This is a genomic window from Herbaspirillum sp. CF444 (assembly GCF_000282135.1).
GTDB lineage: Bacteria > Pseudomonadota > Gammaproteobacteria > Burkholderiales > Burkholderiaceae_D > Herbaspirillum.
Window position 1 is genome coordinate 1 of record NZ_AKJW01000081.1, and the last position, 24,990, is coordinate 24,990.

The window sequence follows — 24,990 nt, forward strand, 5'->3', positions numbered from 1 at the left end:
CCAACAAATCGTTTTGTTTGTCGCCTGCAGATCCCCACTTCGCTCGCTGCGTCTTGCTTTTTGCTGCGTCGCTTCGTCAGCGGGGAGGCGAACTATAGCAAAGGTTTTCAGATCCGTGCAACTATTTTTGCCAAATTATTTAAACTTTTTACGCGGCCTCGCCGCAAACCCGCATCGGTCCGCGATTTCGTCCTGAAAAATTTTTTTAACCTTCAAATGCATTCAGCCCACCCCTGACGGGGCGGGCTGAATTTTTGTTTCAGTGCAGCAATTAATTCACAAAAAGCGCTGCAACAAATCGATCAGATTAGCTTGCCTTGACGGTCAGCGCACTCTTGACATCCTTCACGCCGTCGATCGCAGCAGCAATTTGCAGCGCATGCTGGCCGGCTTCGGCGTTAGGCACGGCGCCGGCCAGGGTGACGATACCCTTCTTGGTGGTGACCTTGATCTTCAGGGCCGACACCTGGCTGTCTTCCACAAAGGCAGCCTTCACCTTGGCGGTGATCACGGAGTCGTCGACATAGGCGCCGGCTTTTTGCGCGGTATTAGGCGTTGCGGAATCGGTGGACGCATCGGCCGCATAGACGGCAGGCGCCGCAACGGCGGTCAGAAAAGCGGCGGTAACCAGCATCGGGATCGTTTTGGTGGTTTGCATGATGATGTCCTTATAGTGTGAAAAAGAAAGACAACGCTTTAAGCGCTACCTGCCCTCTCTTTCGCAAAGGCCATGCCAGATCGGAAAACTTCAATGAATTCAGCAGCTTAGAAAAATTCTTGATCACCGCCCGGCAACAAACCCGCCAATATCGCCGATTTTCGTCGCCTGAGAGCGACACCATCCCGACCGGATCAGCTAAATCACTGATTTATAAGGACTTATTCTTGTCGCTCTGCGGCGACACCATCGTCATCTCCGCGGAAAACACTGGGATCGAGGCCGTTTTTCTGCAGCAGGCGATAAAACTCGGTCCGGTTCCGGTCCGCCAGCCGGGCGGCATCCGTGACGTTGCCGTCGGTCAACTTGAGCAGCTGAATCAGGTAATCCCGCTCGAACCGCTGCTTGGCGTCTGCATAACGCAATACCTCCAGCGCCGGCACGCGCAGGGCGCGCTGCACCAACGCCGCCGAAATCAACGGTGCGGTCGACAACGCGCACACCTGCTCGACCACGTTATACAACTGCCGCACGTTGCCCGGCCAGGCCGCCATCATCAGCACTTCCAGCGCATCGGGCGCGAAGCCGTTGAGTTTCTTCTGATTGCTTTGATACCGGGCGGCAATCAATTGCAGGAAGTGATTGGCCAGCAAGGCGATGTCTTCCCGCCGCTCGGCCAGCACCGGCAAAACCAGCGTCACAACGTTGAGGCGGTAATAAAGATCCTCGCGAAACGAGCCGTCCGCCATCGCGGCGTCCAGATCGCGATGCGTCGCCGACAGAATCCGCACATCCACCGGCACGGCATCGTTGGCGCCAACCTGGCGCACCGTGCGCTCCTGCAGCACGCGCAACAACTTCACTTGCAGCGGCAACGGCATGTCGCCGATCTCGTCGAGAAACAAGGTGCCGCCATTGGCCGCCTGGAACAAACCCTTGCGATGATCGACCGCACCGGTGAACGCGCCTTTGACGTGGCCGAACAGCTCCGACTCCAGCAACTGTTCCGGAATCGCCGCGCAATTGACCGCAATGAAAGGCGCCCTGGCGCGGCGGCTGGCGCGATGGATCGCGCGCGCCAGCAATTCCTTGCCGGTGCCGCTTTCGCCGCGAATCAAAATGCTGGCGTCGGACATCGCCACCAGCCGCGCCTCCGACAACACTTCCGCCATGCGCGGACTGCGACTGATCAATTCCGCGCGCCACGTGTCGTCGCCAATCGCATCGCCGGCGGCGTCATCGCAAGCAGTCAGGCTCAGCGCCTGCGCGATCTTGGCCAGCAGGATCTTGGCGTCGTAAGGTTTGGTGAGATAAGCGAAAGCGCCGCGCGTGGTGGCGTCGACCGCATCGGGAATGGTGCCGTGCGCCGTCAGCAGGATCACCGGCAAGGCCGGATACTGCGCGCGGATTTCATCGAACAGCGCCAGCCCGTCCTTGTCCGGCAGTCGGATATCGCTGATGACCAGCGCCGGCAACTCGATCGCCATCTGCGCCTGCGCCGCTTCGGCGCTGCTCACCGCCGTCACGCGGTAACCGTTGGCCGTCAGTCGCAGCGACAACAGCCGCAGCAGATCCGCATCGTCATCGACCAGCAGCAAATGGCGCGGGCTGCTCGCGGGCTTGCTCATCTATTTGGCTTGGCCGGGCAAGGTGCGCTCGATGTTCTTGAGCGCTTCGAGCTTTTCACTCAGTTGATCCATGCGGCGCTGGTTTTCCTTGGCCTGCTGGCCGGCTTTTTCGGCGTTGTCGCTCAGGCGGCGCATCTCGGCGTAATTGCTCACCAGCAGTTGCGCCAGCGGCTTCAAGGCCACCGCATCGGAATCCGTGGCATTCAATACCGTAGACAGTTGCGCCTGCGCGCGCGCCAGATCGTTGGCGTCATGCGTCAGGCCGAGCACCATGGCTTTTTGCATCGCCAGCATGGCGCCGCCCTGGCGTGCATTGAGCACCTGCAATTCGCGCCCCAGCTCCTGCTGCGACAGACGGCGCAGGGACTGGTGATAGATCAATAAGTCGTCCATGCCGCCCGCCGTCGTGACCAGCTTGACGGTCGTGGTCGGCGCTTCCGGCGGCGGTGTCGCGCACGCCGCCAGCAGCAAGGTCAGGAGTAGAAGAAGTATTTTTGTTTTCATGGATTGACTCTAACTTTCATCCGGCAGCTCAATACGGAAATGCGCACCGCCGCCCTCGCGCGACACCAGCTGGACGTCGCCGTTATGCGCCAAGACATATTCGCGCACGATCGACAAACCGATGCCGTTGCCGTGACGCGCGCCCTGCGGCTGGTTCAGGCCCTGATAGAAAGGATCGAAAATCCGGTGCGCGTCGGTCGCCGCCACGCCCGGTCCCTGGTCGACGCAATCGATGCGCACGCGGCCTTCGCTGCCGGACAGGACAAACCGTATCGTGCCGCCAGGCGGGCTGAAACGCACCGCGTTCGACAGCAGATTGGCCAGAACGATCGCAAATTTGTCGGGATCGAGCACCGCCGTCCGGGCGCCTCCTTCCACCTCGACCTTGAGATCGCGCGCCACCCATTGCAGGCGCTGATCGTCGATCACCTTATACAAGAGCGCGCGCAGATCGACCGGCAGGCGGTTGATGCGCTGGGCGTCGAAGGCCACTTCGTTATAGCGCAGCAAATCCTCGATCTGGGTCTGCAGCGATTGCGTATTCTGGCGCAGGATGCGCGAAATTTCGCGCTGACTGTCGGTCAGCTTGCCGGCCACTTCATCGTCCAGCAAGGCCGCGCCTTCGCACAAAGCCGCCAGCGGCGTTTTCAACTCATGCGAAACATGGCGCAGGAAGCGCGACTTCTCCGCCTCCAGGTCGGCCAGACGCCGGCGCAACCAGTCGAGCTGCTGGCCGAGCCGGCGCAAATCGGCCGGCCCCTTGACCACAATCGGCTGATCGAAGCGATTGTCGCCGAGCCTTCCGATCGCCGCTTCCATGCGCGCCAGCGGCCGCGACAGCCACATGCCGAACCAGAACGCCAGCAGCACCGCCAGCACGATGGCGCCGATCACCTGAAACGTCAGCATCTTGCGCTGCTGCTCCAGATCGTTGGACAAGGCATTGTTGCGGCGCTCCACCTCGCGCTTGCTCTCCAGCGCCAGTTGCTCGTTAAGCGCCGGCAAATGGGAAAAGGCTTCGAACAAGGCGCGCTGATCGAGCTTGCGCTGGTTCTGCGCCGATTTCTGCGCAGCGTTTTGCGCTGAACCTTGCGCCGCATTTTTCGCCGGCCCCGGCAACACCGGCAAGCTTGCCCCCTGATCCGATTGCAGCACGGTCCAGGCCGCCTCGCCGTAGGTATTCCAGGAGGCGAACACCTCCGCCGGCGTTTGCGGCAACGCCTGCTGCAATTCGGCCAGCGACGACTTGGCCTGCTGCCACGCTTCGGCATAGCGATCGCGGAACGCCGGATCCTCAAGCACCAGGAATTGCCGCGCACTGCGCTCCATGGTCACGGTACGCTCGGCCAGGCGCTGCGCCTGCTCGGTCAGGCGCACGGCCTGGCCCGCCGTCTCGCGGCTGTGCGCCGACATGCGCTCGAGCGTAAACAAAGCGTGCACGGAAGTACCGCTCAACAGTGCAGCAATCAGCAGGAATGCCGCCAGCAACAGCTGACGAAACGACAACCCCGGCAAGACGCCGGACGGTCGGGAAGCGGGAGAATGAGATACCGGTTGTTGCAAAGCAGCCTGCTTTAACATGAAATCGTTCTCGCTAGGATGGGGCGCCATTGTAATGTAATCAATGACGCCATCAAATCAGAAAGCTATCTTATATTCTTTAGAAAATACTTGAAATCAATATCGACATACAACCAGCTCCCGACAACAGCTAGGACTGTTTCCTGCCGTGTAGGTGCCGCGCAGCCCCGAAAAAGCTGCCGCCTGCAGCATCGGCCGTTCCCGTATATCATGGCTGAGGCTTTTGTCCGGGCAACCAAGCCTTTCTCATGCCCGCCCGCGCCGCCTTCTTCCTCACCCGCTACCCGACCACCGCTCCAATGGAACCTTCGAAGTCCACGGCTACCGCCTCTGCCCCGCATCCCCATATCGTCATCGCCGGAGAAGGACTGCCGGACGACAAACGCACGCTTGCCATCATCACGCTGCTGATCGCCGTCGGCCTGGCCACGCTGGACACCGCCATCGCCAATACCGCGCTACCGGTCATGGCCAAGGACCTCAACACCACGCCAGCCGCCTCGGTCTGGATCGTGACGGCCTACCAACTGGCGATGATGGTGTCGCTGCTGCCGCTGGCCGCGCTCGGCGAAATCGTCGGCTACCGCCGCATCTACATCGCCGGGCTGGCGTTGTTCACGCTGGCGTCGCTGCTCTGCGCGGTGGCCTGGTCGCTGCCTTCGTTGACGGTCGCGCGTTTCCTGCAAGGGCTGGGCGGAGCCGGGATCATGAGCGTCAATACGGCGCTGATCCGCTTCATCTACCCGACCCGTTCGCTCGGGCGCGGCGTCGGCCTCAACACGCTGATCGTCGCCATCGCCTTCACCGTCGGCCCCAGCGTCGCTTCGGGGATACTGGCGATTGCGCCGTGGCCGTGGCTGTTTGCGGTCAACGTCCCGCTCGGCATCATCGGACTGGTGCTGGCGATTCCCGCGCTGCCGCACACACCCAAATCGACCCACCATTTCGACATCAGGAGCGCGCTGCTCAATGCCGCCGCGTTCGGCCTGCTGATCCTGGCCATCGGCGAAGGCGCGCACCAGGCCGAGACCAGCGTGGTGGTGCTGGAATTCGTCGCCGCGCTGGTCTGCGGTTTCCTGCTGATGCGGCGCGAAGCTTCGCATCCGGCGCCGATGCTGCCGGTCGATCTGTTCCGCCGGCCGATGTTCACGCTGTCGGCGATCACCGCAGTATGCTCGTTCGCCGCGCAGGGCCTGGCGTTCGTCTCACTGCCGTTTTTCTTCCATCACGATCTCGGCCGCAGCCAGGTCGACATCGGCCTGCTGATGACGCCATGGCCGGTCGCCGTCGCCATCATGGCGCCGATCGCCGGCCGCTTGTCCGACCGCTATCCGGCCGGCATCCTCGGCGGCTTCGGCCTGGCCATGCTGTGCATCGGCCTGGTGCTGATGACCTTGATGCCGGACAACCCGAGCGTGTTCGACATCTCGTGGCGCATGCTCGTATGCGGCATGGGCTTCGGCTTCTTCCAGTCGCCCAACCTCAAGGCGCTGATGACCAGCGCGCCGCCCGAACGCAGCGGCGGCGCCAGCGGCATCGTCGCCACCGCGCGCCTGTTCGGCCAAAGCATCGGCGCCGCCCTGGTGGCCTTGTGCTTCAGCCTGTCGGCCCTGCATGGTTCCAGACTGGCGCTGGGTCTCGGCGCGGGTTTCGCCGGCGCCGCATGCCTGGCGAGTTTCCTGCGGTTGCTGACCACCAATCCGGCCGCCTCTTACGCAAAAAAATAAGCCGCTTCCGATCATCCATCCGCTTCTCCGGACGATATGCAAACCGCATTGCATATCGTCCCGGCTAACATTTTTCCCTGCTGTTTTCCACCCCGGCCACGACGAAAAAACGCTGCAAATACAACAGCAGGCACCAGCCACATTCCCGGCAGGTTCTGCTAGGATAAGCACATGCAATCGCTAAGCAGAATCCTTGAAAGTCCAGGATTCATGCACGTTTCAGAGCAGCAACATCTAAATATGCGTCCATGGAGGACCGGCAGTGTTGAAGCGTATTGCACCCGATCAACTTCGTCTTGGCATGTATGTCCAGGAAATCCCCGGCCCGTGGATGAACCATCCATTCTGGCGAGGTTCTTTCAAGCTGGAAAAATACGAAGACCTGAAGACGCTGCGTTCCGCCAAGATCGATGAAATCCTGATCGATACCACCAAGGGCCGCGACATCATCGTCGAAGACGCGCCCGCGCCTGCCGCCCCTGTTACTCCCACCGCCGCCCCCGCCCCCGCCGTCGCCTCCGCCCCGCAAACCGAACCGGCCAAACCGAAACCGGCCAAAATCTCGGCGCAGGTCGGCGCCGAACAGGAACGCGCCAACGCCGCGCGCGTCATCACCGGCTCCAAAAAAGCCATCATGACCATGTTCAACGAAACCCGCATGGGCAAGGCGCTGGACGTCAAGCAGGCAATGCCGCTGGTGAATGAAATCACCGCCTCGGTGTCGCGCAACCGCGGCGCGCTGATCAGCCTGGCGCGGCTCAAGACCGCCGACGATTACACCTACATGCATTCGGTCGCCGTCTGCGCGCTGATGATCGCGCTCGGACACCAGCTCGGCCTGTCGCCGGAAGAAACCCGGCAAGCCGGACTGGCCGGGTTGCTGCACGACATCGGCAAGATGGCGGTGCCGGTCGACATCCTCAACAAACCCGGCAAACTGACCGACGACGAATTCATCTCCGTCAAGAAACACGCACAAGCCGGCCACGCCATCCTGAGCGGCGTCGACGGCATCGGCGAGGCAGCGCTCGACGTCTCGCTGCATCATCACGAAAAGATCGACGGCAGCGGCTATCCCTTCAATCTCAAGGGCGACCAGATTTCATTGATGGCAAAGATGGGCGCGGTGTGCGACGTGTATGACGCGATTACCTCGAACCGGCCCTACAAGCCGGGCTGGGAACCCGGCCATTCGATCAAGCGCATGGCCGGCAACCAGGGCCACTTCGACGAAACCGTCCTCGAAGCCTTCATCAAGAGCGTGGGAATCTTTCCGACCGGATCCTGTGTGCTGATGCACTCCGGCAAGATAGGCATCGTCATCGACCAGCATTCCGGTTCGCTGCTGACGCCCACGGTGAAAGTGTTTTTCTCGGCCGTCACGATGGCGACGATACCAATCGAGATCATCGACCTCGCCACCACGCGCAGCGGCGACAAGATCGCCTCCTATGCCGATCCGTCCAAGCTGCCGAACCTGCCCAACCTGGAAACGATCTGGGCGTCCAGCGGCTTGGCCTGAACGTACGGGAACGGTTAACAATCGATAGGCGAGTGCCGACTAATCGCGAACGGCAAACGCTCCGGTCGCCGCCAGCTCCGCCAGCAACGCCACCGTCGCACAGCCCGACACGTCGTAGGGATTGAGTACGCCGGTGCTCGAATACTTCAGCAACAGCGAACGATTGACCTTCTCCAGCCGCCCTTTGCCCATGGTCCAGGAGGCATACTGGCGCGCGTCGATTTCTTCATAGCACAGCAGCACCACGTCCTTGTGGCGCTTGTCCTGCAGCAGGCGCGCATACAGTTGATTGACCTGATCGCGCCCGCCCTCCAGCGCCTGCACGAACACGTCCTCGCTGTGGCACAGCACGCCGGTGATGCCGTTGGCGGGATTGTGGCGGCGCGCCGTCGCCAGGATGCTGTCGACCAGCTCCTGGCCGATGTGTTCACAGGCGCGGCTTGCGTAGATCAGACGAACCAGCATGATGCTTCCTTTCGGCTTGCGGATTGGTGGCGGAAAAAATGACTTCCGATTACTTCCTGATCAGCGCCAGAAACTCGCGCCGCAGATTGGCGTCGCGCAGGAAAGAGCCGCGCATGACGCTGTTGATCATCTTCGACTCGGTGTCCTTGACGCCGCGCCAGTGCATGCAGAAATGGTCGGCCTCCATCACGATCGCCAGGCCGTCCGGCTGCAGCTTCTGCATCAGCAGATCGGCGACCTGCGACACCGCTTCCTCCTGGATCTGCGGACGGCTCATGATCCACTCGATCAGGCGCGCATATTTGGACAAGCCGATCAGGTTGGAGTGCTCGTTGGGCATCACGCCGACCCAGACCTTGCCCATGATCGGACACAGGTGATGCGAGCAAGCGCTGCGCACCGTGATCGGACCGACGATCATCAACTCATTGAGACGTTCGATGTTGGGGAATTCGGTCACCGGCGGCGGCGCCTGGTAACGGCCGCGGAACACTTCCTGCACATACATCTTGGCCACGCGCTTGGCGGTGTCCTGGGTATTGTGGTCGCTCTCGACGTCGATCACCAGGCTATCGAGCACGCCGGCCAGCTTGGCCTGGACCTCGGCCTGCAGGGCTTCGAGCTCGCCCTCTTCAATGAACTCGGCAATGTTGTCGTTGGCGTGAAAACGGACGCCGGCAGCCTTGATGCGCGCGCGGATACGCGTCGACACCAGTTCGTCGTGCACGCTTGGTCGTGGTTGGTCTGTTGCCATTGTGGAATTGTGCGCGTCGGCACAGTGCGAATGAAATTGTCGACATTATGCCCCGAAACCGCGCATTCATTTGCGCGCCGTGGCAATGCCGCACGCGCGATAGAAATCCGCCGCATATCGTCATGCGGAAACAGTCGTTAATTCCCAGCTGCGCCGGTGCTATCGTCAGCGACCATCCTTTCACTCGTTGCCGGAAACTTCATGTCCGCCCCTATTTTCAAGCGCGCCCTTGGTGCGCTGTTTGCGCTCAGTCTCAGCCTGTCGGCCGCCGTCTCCCATGCAGCAGCCCCCGCAGCTTCCTATCCCAGGGAATTCCGCATCGGCTACCAGAAAGGCAACAGCCTGGTCATCCTCAAAGCCAGCGGCGAGCTGGAAAAAGCCCTCGCGCCCCACGGCGTCACCGTCAAATGGTTCGAATTCCCCTTCGGCCCGCCGATGGTGGAAGCGCTCAACGCAGGCGACATCGATCTCGGCTTCGTCGGTTCGACGCCGCCGGTCTTCGCCCAGGCCGGCGGCGCGCCCGAGATCCGCTACGTCGGTTATGCCGCCGCCTATAAAGATAACTACGCCGTCGTGGTGCCGAAAGAATCCGCCGCGCGCCGCATGAAAGACCTGCAAGGCAAGAAAGTCGCCGTCGCCAAGGGATCGGCCGGCCAGTACCTGCTGCTCAAGGCGTTGGAACAGGACGGCATGAAACCCGACGACATCGTCTTCGCCTACCTGCAATACAGCGAAGCGCGCTCGGCGTTTGAACGCGGCGACGTCGCCGCCTGGGTGGTGCCCGATCCGCGCCTGGCCGACATCGAGCAAAACATCGGCGCGCGTCCGCTGGTGACCGCCTCGAAGCTGGCGCCGCAATACAGCTTCTACGTCGCACCGGCAAAGTTCGCTGCGGCCTGGCCGGCCATCCTGCGCATCACGCTCGACAAGCTCAACGACACCGAGCAATACGCCAAAGAGCACGCCGACGAAACCGCTCGCTTCCTCGAAAAAGACACGCGCGTGCCGCGCAAAATCTGGCAACTCGCGCTGACGCGCCAGGCCTGGGGCGTGGCCTATCCGCTGCCGCCCAACATCGTCGAAGCGCAACAGGAAGTCGCCAATACCTTCTTCCGCTACAAGCTGATTCCCAAGGCCGTGCAGATCAAGGACGCGTCGGTCTCCGTCAAATAATTCCTTGGATAAATTCCTATGTCTTCATCACAAGCCAAACAAATGCACCTCGGCGCCTTCCTCATGTCGGTCGGCCATCACGCCGCCGGCTGGCGATTTCCCGGCGTCGATCCGGCCAACACCATGAATCTGGCCTACTACAAGAAGCTGGCGCAGACCGCCGAAGCAGGCAAGTTCGACCTGATCTTCTTTGCCGACCGGCTGGCGATTTCGGATCGTTTCGACAACCGTTTCGACACCACCGTGCGCTACCTCGCGCAAGCACGGCCCGAGCCGATCTCGCTATTGGGTGCGCTCGGCGCCGTCACGGACAAGATCGGCCTGGCCGCCACAGCTTCCACGACCTACAACGAACCGTTCTTCCTCGCGCGCGCCTTCGCCACGCTGGATCACCTGACCGGCGGTCGCATCGCCTGGAACATCGTCACCTCGACCAACGACGGCGAAGCGCTCAACTTCAGCAAGCAGGAACATCTGGAACACGAAACCCGCTACGGCCGCGCGCACGAATTCCTCGATGTCGTGACTAAGTTGTGGGATAGCTGGGAAGACGATGCGCTGGTGCTCGACAAAGAGAATGGCGTCTACGCCGATCCGTCCAAGGTCCATTACCTGCATCACCAAGGCGACTGGTTCGGCGTGCGCGGCCCGCTCAACGTCACGCGCCCGCCGCAAGGCCATCCGGTGCTGATCCAGGCCGGGTCGTCGGACACGGGACGCGACTTTGCTGCGCAGACGGCGGAGGTGATTTTCTCTTCGCAGCCGCAGATCGCCGCGGCGCGCGAATTCCGCAACGACATCCATGCCCGCGTCCTCAAGTACGGCCGCACGCCGGACAGCATCAAGATCCTGCCCGGCGTCATGCCCATCATCGGCGCCACGCAAGCCGAGGCCGAAGAAACGCTGCGCCACCTGGAAGACCTGGTGCATCCGCTGGGCGGACTGGCGCTGCTGTCCGACAGCATGAACCACGACCTGTCGGTGTATTCGCTGGACGAGCCTTTGCCGGAGCTGAAAGAAATTCGCGGCAACCAGAGCCGCTATAAGCTGGTGCAGGAGATGTCCAAGCGCGACAACCTGACCTTGCGCCAGCTCGGCAAACGCTTCGGCGGCAGCCGCTCGCACCGCGTGGTGGCCGGCACCGCCGCACAGATCGCCGACAACTTCGCCGAATGGTTCGGCAGCGGCGCCTGTGACGGCTTCAACCTGATGCCGGCCTACCTGCCCGAATCGCTGACCGACTTCGTCGAACAGGTCGTGCCCATCCTGCAGGAACGCGGCCTGTTCCGGCGCGAGTATGAAGGCGACACGCTGCGCCAGCATCTGGGGCTGGCGCGTCCGCAGAATCGTTTTACTTAAGCGTTTTACCTGAGCATTTTGCCTAAGCGTTAGAACGTTTCCCAATCGCCGTCGCCGGCCGGTACGCCGGAAGAGGTACTCGCCAGCGCAGGCGTCCTCACAGGTGCAGGCGTGGCGTTGGATGCTCGCGCAAGCTTGCGTATCACTGGCACAGCAATGCGCGGAGCAGCGACAACTGCCGACGTCACCGGTTTCGCCAACCGTGGCGCATCGTGAGGATTCAAACGGAACACGCCCACCACCTGCGCCAGATTCGCCGACTGATCCTGCAAGGATTGCGCAGCGGCGGCAGCCTGCTCGACCAGCGCGGCATTCTGCTGTGTCACTTCATCCATATGCGTGATGGCCTGGTTGACTTGCTCGATCCCTGAGCTCTGCTCCTGGCTGGCGAAGCTGATTTCACCGACGATGTCGCTCACGCGTCTGACGCTGGCGACGACATCGTCCATGGTGCTGCCGGCCTGCGCCACCAGCTTGCTGCCGATGTCGACCTTCTCGACCGAGTCGTCGATCAGCGCCTTGATCTCTTTCGCGGCGGTCGCCGAGCGTTGCGCCAGACTGCGCACTTCACTCGCCACCACGGCAAAGCCGCGGCCCTGCTCGCCCGCGCGCGCCGCTTCCACCGCAGCATTGAGCGCAAGGATATTGGTCTGGAAAGCGATGCCGTCAATCACGCTGATGATGTCGACGATCTTGCGCGAGGACTCGCTGATGGAACCCATGGTCGTCACCACCTGCGCCACCACCGAGCCGCTGTGCGTGGCGACGTCCGAGGCGGTCGCCGCCAGCTGATTGGCCTGGCGCGCGTTCTCGGCATTCTGCTTGACGGTGGACGTCAGCTGTTCCATGGTGGCGGCGGTTTCTTCCAGCGAACCTGCCTGCTGCTCGGTGCGGCTGGACAAGTCCAGATTGCCGGTGGCGATTTCGCTCGACGCAGTGGCGATAGTGTCGGCGCCGGTGCGCACTTCCGAGACGATGTTGGTGAGGCTGCCGTTCATTTCCTTCAAGGCCAGCAGCAACTGGCCGATTTCATCCTGCGACGTCACTTCGACGTGGCTGCTGAGGTCGCCGGCGGCGACGCTCTGCGCCACCTGCACCGCATGGTTGACCGGTCGCGTGATCGAACGCGTGATCCAGTACGCAAAACCGCAGGCCAGCAACACCGCGACGGCGGCCATGCTCAGCATGATGACGGTCTTGCTGTGATAGAGGTCGCTGGCTTCGACGCTGCTCTTGGCCATCACGATCGAGCCGCCCTTGATGAAGCCCTTGACGCGGTTGATGTAATTCTGCTGATCGGTGCGCAAGGATGTCAGCAGCAACTGCGAGGCATCCATGGTGGCGCCGGTGGAAGCCAGCTTGAGGAATTCCTTCTGGCCTTTTTCATAGGTCTCGCGCAGGGCGGAGATCTCGCCGAAAGACTTGCGTCCCATGTCGCTCGACAGCATTTGCTGGAGCGTGGCGAGGTTGGCGTGGATGCCCTTTTCGCCGTCTTCGATGCGCTGGATTTCCTTGAGCAAGGTATCGCGATCGTCGATCAGCAAAATGTTGCGCATGGCAATGGCGTTGTCGCTGATCTGCAGCACGATGTCGTTGGCCACCACCACTTGCGGATAGCGGTTCTTCACGATCAGCTGCGTGCCGTCGTGCAGAGCGCCGAGACTCTGGATACCGAGGCCGGTGATGCCGATCAGCAGCAACATCACCAGACCGAACGCGAGGCCCAGACGCGTACCAAGTTTCAAATTAGTCATCTTTTTATGCTCCCCTGGAACGCATCTCACACCTATTGATGAAATGGGTTCTAAACAAACCGGCGCCGGGATGTCGGTCGGCACCGGTTTGCATTGCTACATTGACTACGACTTAAAACGAGTGATGCATACCCAAGGTCGTCACCATCTGGCTTGAACCACCCGATACGCCGGTCGAACCGCCTGCACCGGTACCGTTCATGACCGCAAACTTCGCATCGCCGCCTGCACGCTGGTACGCCACTTGCGCGTACAGCTCGGTGCGCTTGGACAAGGCATGTACGTTGCTCAGGCTGACGGTGTTCCAGCGTGCGCCTTCCAACTTGGACAGGCTGTAGCCGACGTTCAGTGTGTCAGCCGTTGCATAACGCCATGCGGCACCCAGATCGAAGTTCTTTTGTTTCGGTGTCTGGCCGCTAGGCAAGGCGATCTTGACTTGCGTGTAGTCGGTGTTCAGACGCACGTTGCCGATGGTGTAGCCGATGCCGCCGGCAGTAGTCGTCAGGCTGTTGAAAACAGTCGCCGCAGTACCCAGGCCGACGCTCGACAGGAAAGCGCCTGCGTAGCCGGCAGCGCGGTTGTTCAGCTTGGAATAGGCGAATGCCGCGCGCAGCGGACCGTTGGTGTAGGTCGCCCCGGTGCTGATGTTGCGACCGTTGCCGCTGTCGCCGGCCACTTCGCCGAAGCCGTACATGGCGCTGGCCTGGAAGCCCGACCAGGTCGGCGTGGTGTAGCGCACCGCATTGTCGGACTGATAGGTGTTGGCCAGGCTGTCCAGGTTACCCGGGTGGAACAAATACCAGTTGGTCAGTTGATAGCCGTTGGACAGTTTGCCGACGTACTCGAACACGATGTCCGGCATGTGGCCCATCGCCACCGCGCCGAAGTCGCCGGACAGGCCGACGGTGCTGTAGCGGTTGAACAGTTTGCCGGCAGTCGGCTGGCCGCCGGTGTCGGTGTAGAAGCCGGTTTCCAGCTGGAAGTTGGCCTTCAGGTTGCCGCCCAGGTCTTCGGTGCCGCGGAAACCGATACGGTCCGGCTGCATGGTGCCCTGGTCCAGACGCGCGACCGAGCCGCCGTTCAGATTATTGATGTATGCCACGCCTGCGTCCAGGCTACCGTAGATCGTCACGTTGCTCTGGGCGAATGCGCTTGCCGCGAAGCCGGTGGCGGCGACGGCAAAGAGTACCTTCTTCATGAAAAACTCCCCTTCAATTAAGCACGGCTGACGCCGCGTTCACTGCTCTCATCTGCCCCGCGCCTATGAGAGGTGAATCCTGTAGAGCCACTAACAACACACCGCTGGCGGCGTTGCTTCTCCTTGCCGTACTCGCGTACTGTCTGCGTCGGCGCGCCTTGCCAGCGGCGCGTTGTTAGCGGCTCTTTCCGGAGCGTCGAAACAGGCTTTTGTTTCACCCATGAATCAACGTTCCACAAAAATGTTCGGACTCAAAAAAATGCCCGGCGCTTGCGCGGGCATTTCCAAGCACTACACAGAGGTTTCGAGAAAGTATCGATAGCAAGGCGCGTCAACGCAGACAGTGCGAATGCACGGCAAGTTGGCGCAACGCGGCTAGCGATGCTTTATCGGAAGCTCCTCATAAATCGAGTACCAGGCGGCGTCCTTTGCATCCGGACACACACACCATCATCATCTTGTTCGAAGCTTTCTCCGCCTTGCTCAGCACGCCGTCGCGATGTTCCGGCTCGCCTTCGAGCACCTTGGTTTCGCAGGCGCCGCAGACGCCTTCGCGGCAGCTGTGGTCGACGTCGAGACCCGCATCCAAAAGCGCATCCAGCAAGGATTTTCCGGCCGGCACGGTGACCGACTTTTTGCTGCGCGCCAGTTCGGCGACGTATTCGTCGCCTTGCACGGCTGCGACGTTTTCTGCCGCGGCGAAACGTTCGATGTGGACGTTGGGCAGGTCGAGTTCGGCGCAGATCGCTTCGAAGGCGTTCAACATCGGCGTCGGGCCGCAGCAGTAGAAATGCGCGTCCTTCGGCTTGCTGACGAGGAAAGCGCGCAGGTCCGGCGGCGCACCTTTCTCGGCGTCGAAATGGCTGCTCACGTCCGGCTGTTGCAGCAGCTCATTGGCGAAGGCGGCTTCCGCACGCGAACGCGCGCAGTACAGCAGCTCGACCGACTTGCCCTTGCCGCGCAGGTAATTGAGCATGCAGGAGATCGGCGTGATGCCGATGCCGCCGGCGATCAGCACCGAATGCGCGGCGCTCTCGTCGACCGGAAAATTGTTGCGCGGCGCCGAAATCGTCAGCGTCGCACCGACGCGCAATTGCTCGTGCACGTAGCGCGACCCGCCGCGGCTGTTGCGGTCGTTGAGCACGCCGACCACATAGCGATGACGCTCGGCCGGCGCGTTCAGCAGCGAATAGCTGCGCACGATGCCGTTGCCCAGATGCAGGTCGACATGCGAACCGGCTTCGAAGGCCGGCAACGCCGCGCCTTCAGGCGAGACCAGCTCGACGCTGACGATGCCCTGCGCTTCGAAGCGCATGGCCTGGACACGGACGGAGAGAAGAGAGCTGCTCATAAAAAATCCAAATCAGGAAACTGCTTGCTGCAAATCGATATCGAGCCGCGCGAACGCATCGATCTCGACCGTCAATTCCGGAAACACCAGACCGCTGACTTCCACCAGCGTCGAACAGGGATAAGGTGCCGTGAAAAAGTCGCGCCGTGCGCGGCCGACTTCATCCTTGTCCGCGATGTCCTTCACGTAAATCACCAGCTTGTAGATGCTGCCCAGCGTGCCGCCGGCAGCCTCCACCAGATTGCGCACCTTGCCCAGCACCACCAGCGTCTGTTCGTAAGTCGACAGCACGCTGTTGCGCGAGGCCGGATGCGCGGTCATGCCCGACAGGGCGATCTCGTTGCCGATCACCAGGCAATTGGACCAGGTCGCGGTGGCCAGCTCGGCCACCTTGTCGGTCTTGATGTGACGCACCGTCGTCATCGGCGTAGTCATCTGCGCAGTCATCTACCTACGCTGCCTTGGCCGACTTGTTTTCCTGCGCCGCTTCTTCCTTCGCCAGCTGTTCCTTGGCGAGGTTGCGCATGTGGCGGCGCAGACGCACGATACCCATGTCGTGCTGGTACAGCATCTCGCGCTGGTTGGCGTCCGGCTCCATCACTTCCAGCACCGCGCGGTCCTGCTCCAGCACGTTCCAGTGACGCGCTTCCAGGCGGTTGCGATAGAGGAAGCGCCAGGTGTCCTTTTGCCAGCCGCTCAGCTTGCGGCAACGCCAGTGGAAGACGGCGGCGATGTTGTCGACGATGGGCGTATAGCTGCCGACGATGTAGAAGCTGCCGCCCGGACCGCCGGTCTTCGGATACGGGATCGCCAGGCGCATCCAGTGCAAATCGGTGTCGGCCCATTCGGTCCAGTCGAAGTTGACGTCGCGCTGGCCTTCTTTTTCGAAGATGAAGCCGATGTCGGTTTCACGGATGCCGAACGAGGCGGTGTTGTCGCCTTCGGCCATCGAATGCGATTGCTTGTGCAGGAAGGTGCCGTGCATCGGGTCCATGACGTTGTCCAGCACGTAGCGGTAGTCGCCCTTCCATTCGGTGTAGCAGAGGAAGTTGGAATACTCGGGGCTGGTCAGTTCTTCCGGCAGGCGCAGCGGCGGCGGTTCGGCGATGTCGCTGCCGGCGTTGAACAGGAAGATCGCGCCGCAGGCTTCGGTGACGTGATACGAACGGGTGGCTTTGGCGCCTTCCAGTTTGCAGCCCGGGCTGCCGGGCACGCTCATGACGACGCCGTCGAAACGCACTTGCACGCCGTGGTAGCCGCAGGCGATGCGGTCGCCCATGGCGATACCCATGGACAGCGGCGCGCCGCGGTGCGGACAGTGATCTTCCAGCGCATGCAGGGCGCCATTGGCTTCGCGCCAGAGCACGAATTTCTTGCCCAGGCGGCGCAGCGACACGGGGCGCTCGGCGACGAATTCGGACGGGCAAATCGGGTACCACAAATCTTTCAATCCAACGGCGAGGACCGCGTCGACCGGATCATTGGCTGTCGTTCTCATTGACTATTCTCCTGAGGGTAGAGGTCGCCGGCTTAAGCCGCCAGGCGAGCAATCTCTTCTTGATAATTGGCTTCGGTCCAGACGCCGTTGTTGTACGGACAGCCGGGGCCGGTGCGATTGAGATGCGCGACCAACGCCGCCAGCTCGGTGATGCCGGCGCCATACGCACGCTCGATGGAATCGCCCAACAGATCTTCATACTGGGTCGGCGCACGACGACGCGCCTGATGCGGATTGAGATAAACCTCTGTGACTGTTGCAACCATTATTGGCCTCCATTCTTGACGCGCTCGCGAATACGCTCACGCACAGGTACAAAATCGTAAGTCGGGTAGCATTCCGTGCGGAACACGCCCCAGGCGGAACGTTCCAGCTCCACGTTCACCAGCGGCAGCAAGGCCGGCGGCAATTCCAGCGTGACGATCTGGCCCAGACCCATGGCCACGGTCCACGACACCACGCGCGTGCCTTCGACGGGAAAGCGATCCCACCAGCCGACCTTCTTCATGTGCGCCTGGATGTCTTCCAGATTCTTCGACTGATCGTGCCTGAGCAGCACGGTCAGCAGCATCAGCTCGAACTTGTTGTCGGTGTCGCTCATCACTCGGACCCTCAGACCGTTTCCGCGTCAGTTTCCACTTCAAGCGGAACCGACCAGGCGTCGTAGCCGTACACCCAATCCGCATTGCCGCCTTCGCGCAGCCAGTTGTTGCCGCGCGAACCGATCTGGATCTTGCTGGTGCGTTCCAGGCGCAGTTCCTGATAGGTTTGCAGCGCCTCGGCTATGCCGTCGATGGTCGCCACTTTTTCCAGGCAACGCGCCAGCACCACCGCATCTTCGATCGCCATGCCGGCGCCTTGCGCCATGAACGGCATCATCGGATGGCTGGCGTCGCCCAGCAGCGTCATGCGGCCCTTGGACCAGTGCGGCAGCGGATCGCGTTCATACAGCGCGGTCTTCAATACTTCGTCGCAGGCGTCCAGCAGCGCGGTGGCGTCGGGATGGAAACCGGCGTAGCTGTCGCGCAGTTCCTGCACGCTGCCCGGCGTGGTCCACGATTCGAGATGCCAGGTTTCTTGCGCGGTGGTGGCGAAGATGAAAATGTCTTTGCCGCAGTTGAGCGGGAAGGTGACGATCTGGCTTTCCGGATTCGGGCCCCACCATTTGGTGAAGGCTTGCAGGTTCGGCACCTGCGCCACGCTGTCGGCCGGGATCACGGCGCGGAAGGCGACCACGCCGGTGAAGCGCGGGCTTTCCTTGCCGAACATGGCGCTGCGCACGGCGGAGTGGATGCCGTCGCCGCCGATCAGCACGTCGACCTTGTCGGTAGTGCCGTCGGTGAAGTTCAGCGTGATGCCTTGTGCGCCTTCCGTGATGGTTTCCGCGCGCTTGGCGAACTGCACGCGTTCGGCCGGAAATACTTCGGCCAATGCCGCCAGCAGGTCGGCGCGATGGATGGTCAGTTGCGGCGCGCCGTATTTCTTCTCGGCGGTGTCGCCCATTTCCAGGCGCGAAGTTTCTTCGCCGCTGTCCCAGGTACGGCTGATGCGATGAGTCGGACGCGCGGCGGTGCGGCGCACTGCTTCACCGATGCCGAGGCCGTCCAATGCGCGCACGGCATTTGGGGTGAGATTGATGTCGGCGCCGACGCGCAGGAATTGCTTGGACTGTTCATACACCACCACGTCGTGGCCGGCGCGATGCAGCGCGATGGCGGCGGTCAGACCGCCGATGCCGGCACCGAGAATACCGATTTTGAAAGAAGACATTATTGTGTTCGCTCCGCTTACTTGTGTGTCGGCTGACGGTCGGTCAGGAATTTTCCTGTCGGCCCCTGTGCATTCTTTTGACGACGCGTGTTGCCGTCGATGCCGCCGTCGATCGCCCATTCGGCGAACACGGTGGGACCCGGTTCGAAATCGCGCGGCTCCCAGCCGGCGTCGAGCTGGTCTTCGTCGGCGTAGTACTCGATCAAGCCGCCGGCGGGGTTCTTGAAGTACCAGAAATACGCCGACGAGATCGGATGACGCCCCGGGCCCAGTTGCGTGTCCCAGCCCTTGCGCGACATGTGCATGCCGCCGCCGAACACTTCGTGAATATCGCGCACGGTGAAGGCGACGTGGTTCAGGCCCGCACGCGCTTCCGGCGGCTGCAGCAGGAAGATGTCGTGGTGGCCGCCGACGTCGGCGCAACGCAGGAAAGCGCCGCGCTCCGGATAACGGTCGGACGGCACGAAGCCGAAGTTCTCGCAGTAGAATTTTTCGCAGGCCTTGACGTCCTTGACGAAGAACACGACGTGGCCGACTTCGATCGGCGAGGCGTGGTCGTACACCGGGCTGCGCTGGTTGATGCGGTTCTTTTCATTCCAGGTGTTCATGGTGGCGCATTCGACCTTGACGTCGCGCTTTTGCGAAACCTGGAAGCGCACGGCCAGGCCGTTCGGATCGGTACAGCCGACGCGCTTGCCGTCGTTGATGTAATCGGGCAGATCCTTGATGCGTTCTGCAAATTTCGGCAGAACCTCTGCCGACGATACGCCCCACACCACTTCACGCAGCGTCGGGCCGGCTTCGATAGCCGGCGGCAATGACGGATCGGCGCTGCTGCGCACGATCACGCGGCAGCCGTTTTGCGATTCGAACACCAAAGCCTCGGCGCTCTCCTGCGCCAGCGTCATGCCCCAGTCGAGGAAGAACTGGCGGCAAGTCGGCAAGTCGTCCGCGCCGTAAGTGATTTCGTCGATTCCTAGTACATCCATTTATTTCTCCTGACTTCCTGTTTGCGCTCGCCGTCCGGTGCTTTACGACACTGGGTCCCAGCGTTCGCTGGGACGACGGCTTGTTGCGCCAACATCATTCCTGATTTCACTGTCGTCCTGACGAACGTCAGGACCCAGCGTCGTTAATGCATTCGCCTCAACCCGCCCACGGCAACGGGTTCTCGTTCAGCCCCCAATACATGCTCTTCTGCTCCATGTATTGCAGGATGCCGAGGCGGCCCTTTTCGCGTCCGAGGCCGCTGTCGCGCCAGCCGCCGAACGGCGTCGAAATCGAAAACTGTTTATACGTATTGATCCACACGTTGCCGGCCTGTACCGCACGGCCGAAACGCCAGGCCTTCTTGTAGTCGCGTGTCCAGATGCCGGCCGCCAGCGCATACACGCTGTCGTTGGCTTGCGCGATCAGGTCTTCTTCGTCGTCGAACGGCATTGCCACCAGCACCGGTCCGAAAATTTCTTCCTGGCAGATGCGCTGATCGTTGGTGACGCCTTCGATGATGGTCGGCGAGTAGTAGTAACCGCGTGCAAACTGATCGCCTGCAAGACGCGTACCGCCGGTGCGGATGCGGCCGCCGTCGGCGACGCCGATGGAGACGTAGGATTCGATGCCTTCGCGATGGCGTGCGGTGATCAGCGGGCCCATTTGCGTGCGCTCGTCGGCAGGATCGCCGACGCGCAATGCCGCCGCGCCTGCCGCCAGGCGTTCCATGAAACTGTCGTAGATGCCGCGCGCCACGAACAGGCGCGAGCCGGCGATACAGGACTCGCCCGAGCTGCTGAAAATACCGTACAGCACGCCGGCCACGGCGTGGTCGAGGTCGGCGTCTTCGAACACCATGGTCGGCGACTTGCCGCCCAATTCCAGTGAGACCGGCATCATCTTGTCGGCGGCGATGTGGGCGATGTGCTTGCCGGTGGTGGTGCCGCCGGTGAAGGACACGCGCTTGACCAGCGGATGCAGCGTGATGGCGTCGCCGATCACCGAGCCCTTGCCGGGCAAGACGCTGATGAGGCCTTTCGGCACGCCGGCTTCTTCGCAGATTTTCGCCAATTCCAGCGCCATCAATGGCGTGACTTCGGCAGGCTTGACCACCACGGCGTTGCCGGCGGCCAGCGCCGGCGCCATCTTTTGCGCTTCGCTGGCGATCGGCGAATTCCACGGCGTGATCGCAGCGACCACGCCCATGGGTTCGTAGACGCTCATGGTCAGGTTGTCGCCGCGCATCGGCGTGATGGTTTCTTCCAGCGTTTCGCAAGCGGCGGCAAAGAATTGAAACGTTGCAGCGGCGCTGCCGACCAGATTGCGGGTCTCGGTAATCGGCTTGCCGTTGTCGAGACGCTGACGTTGCGCCAATGCTTCGCCGCGTTCGCGGATCAGTTGCGCGACGCGATACAGGACGATGGCGCGTTCATGCGGCTTCTTCTGCGCCCAGCCGCTGGTGCGGAAAGCTTTGTCGGCGCCGACGATGGCTTCTTCGACGTCGGCCACGCTGGCGGCGTTCAGATAAGCGACGGCTTCGCCGGTGGCCGGGTACAGCGTGGCGTAGCGGTCGCCGCCGCCGAGGCGCCATTCGCCAGCGACGCAGATGGGCAGCGTTTCGTTGAGATTCAGTTCGGTCATGATTGGTTGTTCACGTCACTTAAATGGACAGCGCATGCGCACGATTGCCAAGCGCACGCACCACGCTGAATACGGTCAGCGCCGAGGTTTTCGGATTGGCCGCCAGCGGCTTGCCGCGCATGGTCAGTTCGAAGCCGCCGAACTCGCCCTTGGCTTCGACGTGATGCACGTTCTCGGTCACGCCCGGATCGGCGTACAGGCGCACCTGCGTGTGATCGAGGCCGAGACCGGCCAGCGACAGCGTCGCGGCAACGTTGGCGTTCTTCGGATACAGGCGCGCCGCTTCACGTGCGGTGCCTTCGAAGATCACCGTCGCCACAGTCAGATTGGCAAGGTCGAACGGACCGTCGGCCGGCGTGTCTTTCCACGCGTTGGGCGGCTTGCGGCCGGTGTAGACCACCGACTCCAGACCGCCGACGCGCGCCGCCGACAAGGCATCGATGGCGCCGATCGCGCCCGACAGCAATTGCACCTGGGTCTTGCCTTCGCGTGCCGCGGCTTCCAGCTTTTCGACCAGGCCTGGCTCCGACAGCGCGCCGATGGACACCACCATGCAGGGAATGCCGCGCAGCAGCGCCGGGATGATGTGCTCTTCGATCGCCTGATGACCGGCGCATTCGATCAGCAGATCGGGACGGTCCTCGCCGAGACGAGTCTCGACGCGCGCCTTGGGGGCCAGCGACGACACCACGGTGCGGGCGTTCGCCATGTTGGCTTCCGGGACGATGACGACATCGAAGGCGACTTCCGGATCGCTTTTCAGCAGCTCCATCACGCCGACGCCGATGGCGCCGCAACCGATCATCGAAACATGCAGCATGGGTTTCTCCTTAATCTCTTCAGACGGCTGCGGCTGCGGTTGTAGCTGCGGCAGTTTTGCTCGTGGCGATGGAAGCGGCTGCGGCTTCCGCTGCCGCTTTTTCCGTCACCGGCGGACCGGCAAACGCCGTCTTGAAGCTGCCGATGGTCAGCATGTCGATTTCGAGCAGGAAAGGACCGGGCGCGGACAATGCGGTCTTCAATGCGCCTTCAACCTCGGCCAGGTTGCTCACGCGGGTGTGGCGCAGGCTCAGTGCCTGCGACAGTTGCGCGTAGTCCGGCGTGTGCAGGTCGACGTAGTGGCGGCGGCCGCCGTATTGCACGTCTTGGATGTTCTTGATGACGCCGTAGCCCTTGTCGTTCATCAGCACGATGACCATGTCGGCCTTCTCTTGCACGGCCGTCGCGAGTTCGCCCAGATTCAGGATGAAGCCGCCGTCGCCGGCCAGCGTGAAGGTTTTCTTGCCGGAGGCGGTCACCGCTGCGCCGATGGCGGCGCCGATGCCCATCGCCAGGCCCTGGCCGATGCCGCCGCCGAGCGCATGCACGCCGGCCAGCGGATCGAAGATGCGCAGGTAACGATTGCCCCAGGTGCTGTTCGACACGGTGACGTCGCGCACCCAGTTGAACTTGCGGCCGGCGGCTTTTTGTACTTGCTCGACCAGCGCGCTGTAAGGACCGAGACCGTCGACCAAGCCGGCGACGGCGGCATCGCGCGCCTTTTGCAGGTCACCGATAAAGGCCGGGTCGACTTTCATCGCATTCTTCTGCTTCGCGAGACGATCGGCCAGGCCTTCCAGCGCCAGCGCAGCATCGCCGCAGACGAAGTAGTCGCTGTTGTAGCAGCGGCCTTCCGCCGACGGATCGGCGTCGATGCGGTACAGCGGACGCGGCAGTTTCAGTTCGTACTTCAGGGTTTCGTTGCCGCGCAGGCGCGAGCCGATCACGACGACGGCGTCACAGGTCTGGTAGAAATTTTCGACCGGCTTGTGCAGATTGAACGAACCGAGCGAGCGTGGATCGTCTTCCGCCACGATGCCGCGCCCTTGCGTGCTGGTGACCACGCCGAAGCCGAGGTCGAGCAGGCGCCGCACTTGCTTGCCGGCCTGGCGCGCACCGCCGCCCAGCCACAGCAGCGGACGCCTGGCTTTCAGCAGACGCCCGGCCAGTTCGTCGAGCGCGTGTTCGGAGGGCGCCTGCACGGCGATCGGCAACGGGCGCAGATCGGACGGCATCGGGATCAGCGCCGCCTGGATGTCGATGGGAATCTCGACGCTGACCGGACCCATCGGCGGGGTCAGCGCGGTTTGCACGGCCAGCTTGATGGTGCTGACGGCGGTGTCGGTGCTGCGGATGCGGAAGGCGGCCTTGGAGATCGCCTTCAACATCGACAATTGATCCGGCGCTTCGTGGATATACGCGAGGCTTTGATCGAGGTAAGGCGTTTCGATCTGGCCGGTCAGGTGCAGCAGCGGCGTGCCGGCGGTCAGTGCTTCGACCATGGCGCCGGCGGCGTTGCCGGCAGCGGTACCGGTGGAAGTCAGGCAGACGCCCAGACCGCCGGTGGTGCGTGCATACGAGTCAGCCATGTTGGCGCCGCCGGCTTCGCCGCGCGCCGGGATGAAACGGATCTTGCCGCGCTCGCCGAAGGCGTCGAGGATGGGCATGTTGTGGATCGAGATCACACCGAATGCCGCCTTGACGTCGCATTGTTCGAGGAAGGCGGCGATGGCGCAGCCGACGGTGACTTGTTCTACTTGTTCTGTTGGTTGGGTTTGCTTAAGCATGGCGGGAAAGTCCTCCTGAAACATCGATGTGGCTGCCTGTTGTGTACGAAGAAAGCGGCGTCGCGAGAAAAACGATCGCGCGGGCGGCTTCCTGTGGACGACCTAGACGGCCGAGTTGAATATTCTTTTTTTGCGCCAGCGCCTGCGTCCATTGTTCCCAGGACAGGTCGAGGTCGGCGCCGGTGCGCGCTTCGTAACGGCGACGCCATTGGCCGGATTCCACCAGGCCGATGAGAATGCCGTTGACGCGAATCTTTTGCGTGGCGAATTCCGTCGCCAGCGAGCGCACCAGGTTATGGATGCCGGCGCGCGCGGCGGAAGTCGCCACCATGTGCGGCTCCGGCTGGATCGCCAGCAGCGAGTTGACGCAGACCACGGCGGCTCCGCCATGGGCGGCGCTCATGCGCTGCAACTGCGGCTGAAAGGCGCGGGTCGGATAGATCACAGAGAAAAATTTCAGGCGCAGCTCTTCGGTCCAGGCCGCATCTTCGGTATCGGCAAAGGTCGACACGCGGCCCTGGCCGGCGTTGTTGACCAGCATCGAGACCGCGCCGAGCTTCTCTTCCACGGCGGCGGCGAAGGCTTGCACCTGCTCTTGCGACAGCACGTCGCAGACCGACGAAAACAATTTCGCTTGCGGAAAGCGCGCGCGCAGTTGCGCTTCCACCTGTTGCAGACGTTCCTGGTTGCGGCCGCAGAAAGCGACCGCCGCGCCGGCTTCGAGCAGCAGCTCGACAGTCGCCAGGCCGATGCCCGAAGAGCCGCCGGTGACGACGGCGACTTTGCCTTCGAGTTGAATCATGCTCATTGT

Annotated in this window: 24 protein-coding genes; 5 read left to right on the forward strand and 19 right to left on the reverse strand. The window is 62.2% G+C overall.

Annotated elements, in window-relative coordinates; genetic code table 11:
• Positions 1–237 (forward strand): hypothetical protein (locus PMI16_RS26520; protein ID WP_237719892.1); only part of this gene is annotated, 237 nt, incomplete at its 5' end.
• Between the two features lie 70 nt (positions 238–307).
• On the opposite strand, the gene PMI16_RS18615 is transcribed toward PMI16_RS26520, so the two are convergent.
• From PMI16_RS18615 to PMI16_RS18630, 4 genes are all read right to left on the reverse strand, one after another.
• Positions 308–658, reverse strand: a complete 351-nt coding sequence (locus PMI16_RS18615; RefSeq protein WP_007882389.1) for a BON domain-containing protein — start codon at positions 656–658, stop codon at positions 308–310.
• A gap of 221 nt (positions 659–879) precedes the next feature.
• A complete protein-coding gene (locus PMI16_RS18620) occupies positions 880–2,286 on the reverse strand; it encodes a sigma 54-interacting transcriptional regulator (RefSeq protein ID WP_007882390.1) in 1,407 nt (468 codons plus the stop codon).
• On the reverse strand, positions 2,287–2,790 hold the full coding sequence (locus tag PMI16_RS18625) for a hypothetical protein (RefSeq protein ID WP_007882391.1): 504 nt from the start codon (positions 2,788–2,790) through the stop codon (positions 2,287–2,289).
• A 9-nt stretch (positions 2,791–2,799) separates the two neighbouring features.
• Positions 2,800–4,371, reverse strand: coding sequence for a sensor histidine kinase (locus PMI16_RS18630; protein WP_007882392.1), 1,572 nt, complete (start codon positions 4,369–4,371; stop codon positions 2,800–2,802).
• A gap of 299 nt (positions 4,372–4,670) precedes the next feature.
• Here PMI16_RS18630 and PMI16_RS18635 point away from each other — a divergent pair, with 299 nt between their 5' ends.
• A complete protein-coding gene (locus PMI16_RS18635) occupies positions 4,671–6,098 on the forward strand; it encodes an MFS transporter (protein WP_034381261.1) in 1,428 nt (475 codons plus the stop codon).
• A gap of 262 nt (positions 6,099–6,360) precedes the next feature.
• Positions 6,361–7,620, forward strand: a complete 1,260-nt coding sequence (locus PMI16_RS18640) for an HD-GYP domain-containing protein (RefSeq protein ID WP_007882394.1) — start codon at positions 6,361–6,363, stop codon at positions 7,618–7,620.
• A 39-nt stretch (positions 7,621–7,659) separates the two neighbouring features.
• On the opposite strand, the gene PMI16_RS18645 is transcribed toward PMI16_RS18640, so the two are convergent.
• Together PMI16_RS18645 and folE are read right to left on the reverse strand one after the other, a co-directional pair.
• Entirely contained in the window at positions 7,660–8,085 is a 426-nt protein-coding gene (locus PMI16_RS18645) for a BLUF domain-containing protein (RefSeq protein ID WP_007882396.1), read from the reverse strand.
• Between the two features lie 49 nt (positions 8,086–8,134).
• Positions 8,135–8,839: a GTP cyclohydrolase I gene (gene folE / locus PMI16_RS18650; RefSeq protein WP_007882400.1), complete on the reverse strand. Its 705-nt coding sequence runs from the start codon at positions 8,837–8,839 to the stop codon at positions 8,135–8,137.
• 201 nt (positions 8,840–9,040) lie between these two features.
• Between folE and PMI16_RS18655 the strand changes: the two genes are divergently transcribed.
• Complete coding sequence (locus tag PMI16_RS18655) at positions 9,041–10,012, forward strand: aliphatic sulfonate ABC transporter substrate-binding protein (RefSeq protein ID WP_007882402.1); 972 nt, start codon at positions 9,041–9,043, stop codon at positions 10,010–10,012.
• A gap of 18 nt (positions 10,013–10,030) precedes the next feature.
• On the forward strand, positions 10,031–11,371 hold the full coding sequence (locus tag PMI16_RS18660) for an LLM class flavin-dependent oxidoreductase (RefSeq protein ID WP_007882403.1): 1,341 nt from the start codon (positions 10,031–10,033) through the stop codon (positions 11,369–11,371).
• A gap of 29 nt (positions 11,372–11,400) precedes the next feature.
• Here the strand turns inward: PMI16_RS18660 and PMI16_RS18665 are convergent, their stop codons facing one another.
• From PMI16_RS18665 to PMI16_RS18725, 13 genes are all read right to left on the reverse strand, one after another.
• On the reverse strand, positions 11,401–13,125 hold the full coding sequence (locus tag PMI16_RS18665; RefSeq protein ID WP_007882404.1) for a methyl-accepting chemotaxis protein: 1,725 nt from the start codon (positions 13,123–13,125) through the stop codon (positions 11,401–11,403).
• Between the two features lie 112 nt (positions 13,126–13,237).
• Positions 13,238–14,323, reverse strand: a complete 1,086-nt coding sequence (locus PMI16_RS18670) for a porin (RefSeq protein WP_007882405.1) — start codon at positions 14,321–14,323, stop codon at positions 13,238–13,240.
• A gap of 400 nt (positions 14,324–14,723) precedes the next feature.
• Positions 14,724–15,674, reverse strand: a complete 951-nt coding sequence (locus PMI16_RS18675) for a PDR/VanB family oxidoreductase (protein ID WP_007882406.1) — start codon at positions 15,672–15,674, stop codon at positions 14,724–14,726.
• A 12-nt stretch (positions 15,675–15,686) separates the two neighbouring features.
• Positions 15,687–16,121 (reverse strand): RidA family protein, encoded by a 435-nt coding sequence (locus PMI16_RS18680; protein ID WP_007882407.1) that lies wholly within the window; start codon positions 16,119–16,121, stop codon positions 15,687–15,689.
• 4 nt (positions 16,122–16,125) lie between these two features.
• Positions 16,126–17,172, reverse strand: a complete 1,047-nt coding sequence (locus tag PMI16_RS18685; RefSeq protein WP_007882408.1) for an aromatic ring-hydroxylating oxygenase subunit alpha — start codon at positions 17,170–17,172, stop codon at positions 16,126–16,128.
• Between the two features lie 32 nt (positions 17,173–17,204).
• Entirely contained in the window at positions 17,205–17,438 is a 234-nt protein-coding gene (locus tag PMI16_RS18690) for a recombinase-like helix-turn-helix domain-containing protein (RefSeq protein WP_007882409.1), read from the reverse strand.
• Entirely contained in the window at positions 17,438–17,773 is a 336-nt protein-coding gene (locus PMI16_RS18695) for a hypothetical protein (RefSeq protein WP_007882410.1), read from the reverse strand. Before PMI16_RS18695 ends, PMI16_RS18690 begins: the two co-directional genes overlap by 1 nt.
• Positions 17,774–17,784: 11 nt before the next feature.
• On the reverse strand, positions 17,785–18,942 hold the full coding sequence (locus PMI16_RS18700; RefSeq protein ID WP_007882411.1) for an FAD-dependent monooxygenase: 1,158 nt from the start codon (positions 18,940–18,942) through the stop codon (positions 17,785–17,787).
• Between the two features lie 17 nt (positions 18,943–18,959).
• Positions 18,960–19,931: a VOC family protein gene (locus tag PMI16_RS18705; protein WP_007882413.1), complete on the reverse strand. Its 972-nt coding sequence runs from the start codon at positions 19,929–19,931 to the stop codon at positions 18,960–18,962.
• Between the two features lie 157 nt (positions 19,932–20,088).
• Positions 20,089–21,573: an aldehyde dehydrogenase gene (locus PMI16_RS18710; RefSeq protein ID WP_007882414.1), complete on the reverse strand. Its 1,485-nt coding sequence runs from the start codon at positions 21,571–21,573 to the stop codon at positions 20,089–20,091.
• 19 nt (positions 21,574–21,592) lie between these two features.
• The gene (locus PMI16_RS18715; RefSeq protein WP_007882415.1) at positions 21,593–22,393 is read right to left on the reverse strand and encodes an aspartate dehydrogenase; all 801 of its coding nucleotides are present in this window, start codon (positions 22,391–22,393) and stop codon (positions 21,593–21,595) included.
• Positions 22,394–22,412: 19 nt separating this feature from the next.
• The gene (locus PMI16_RS18720) at positions 22,413–24,179 is read right to left on the reverse strand and encodes a thiamine pyrophosphate-binding protein (RefSeq protein ID WP_007882416.1); all 1,767 of its coding nucleotides are present in this window, start codon (positions 24,177–24,179) and stop codon (positions 22,413–22,415) included.
• Positions 24,172–24,987: an SDR family oxidoreductase gene (locus PMI16_RS18725; protein ID WP_007882417.1), complete on the reverse strand. Its 816-nt coding sequence runs from the start codon at positions 24,985–24,987 to the stop codon at positions 24,172–24,174. The genes PMI16_RS18720 and PMI16_RS18725 overlap by 8 nt, the downstream gene beginning before the upstream one ends.
• Positions 24,988–24,990 lie beyond the last annotated feature (3 nt).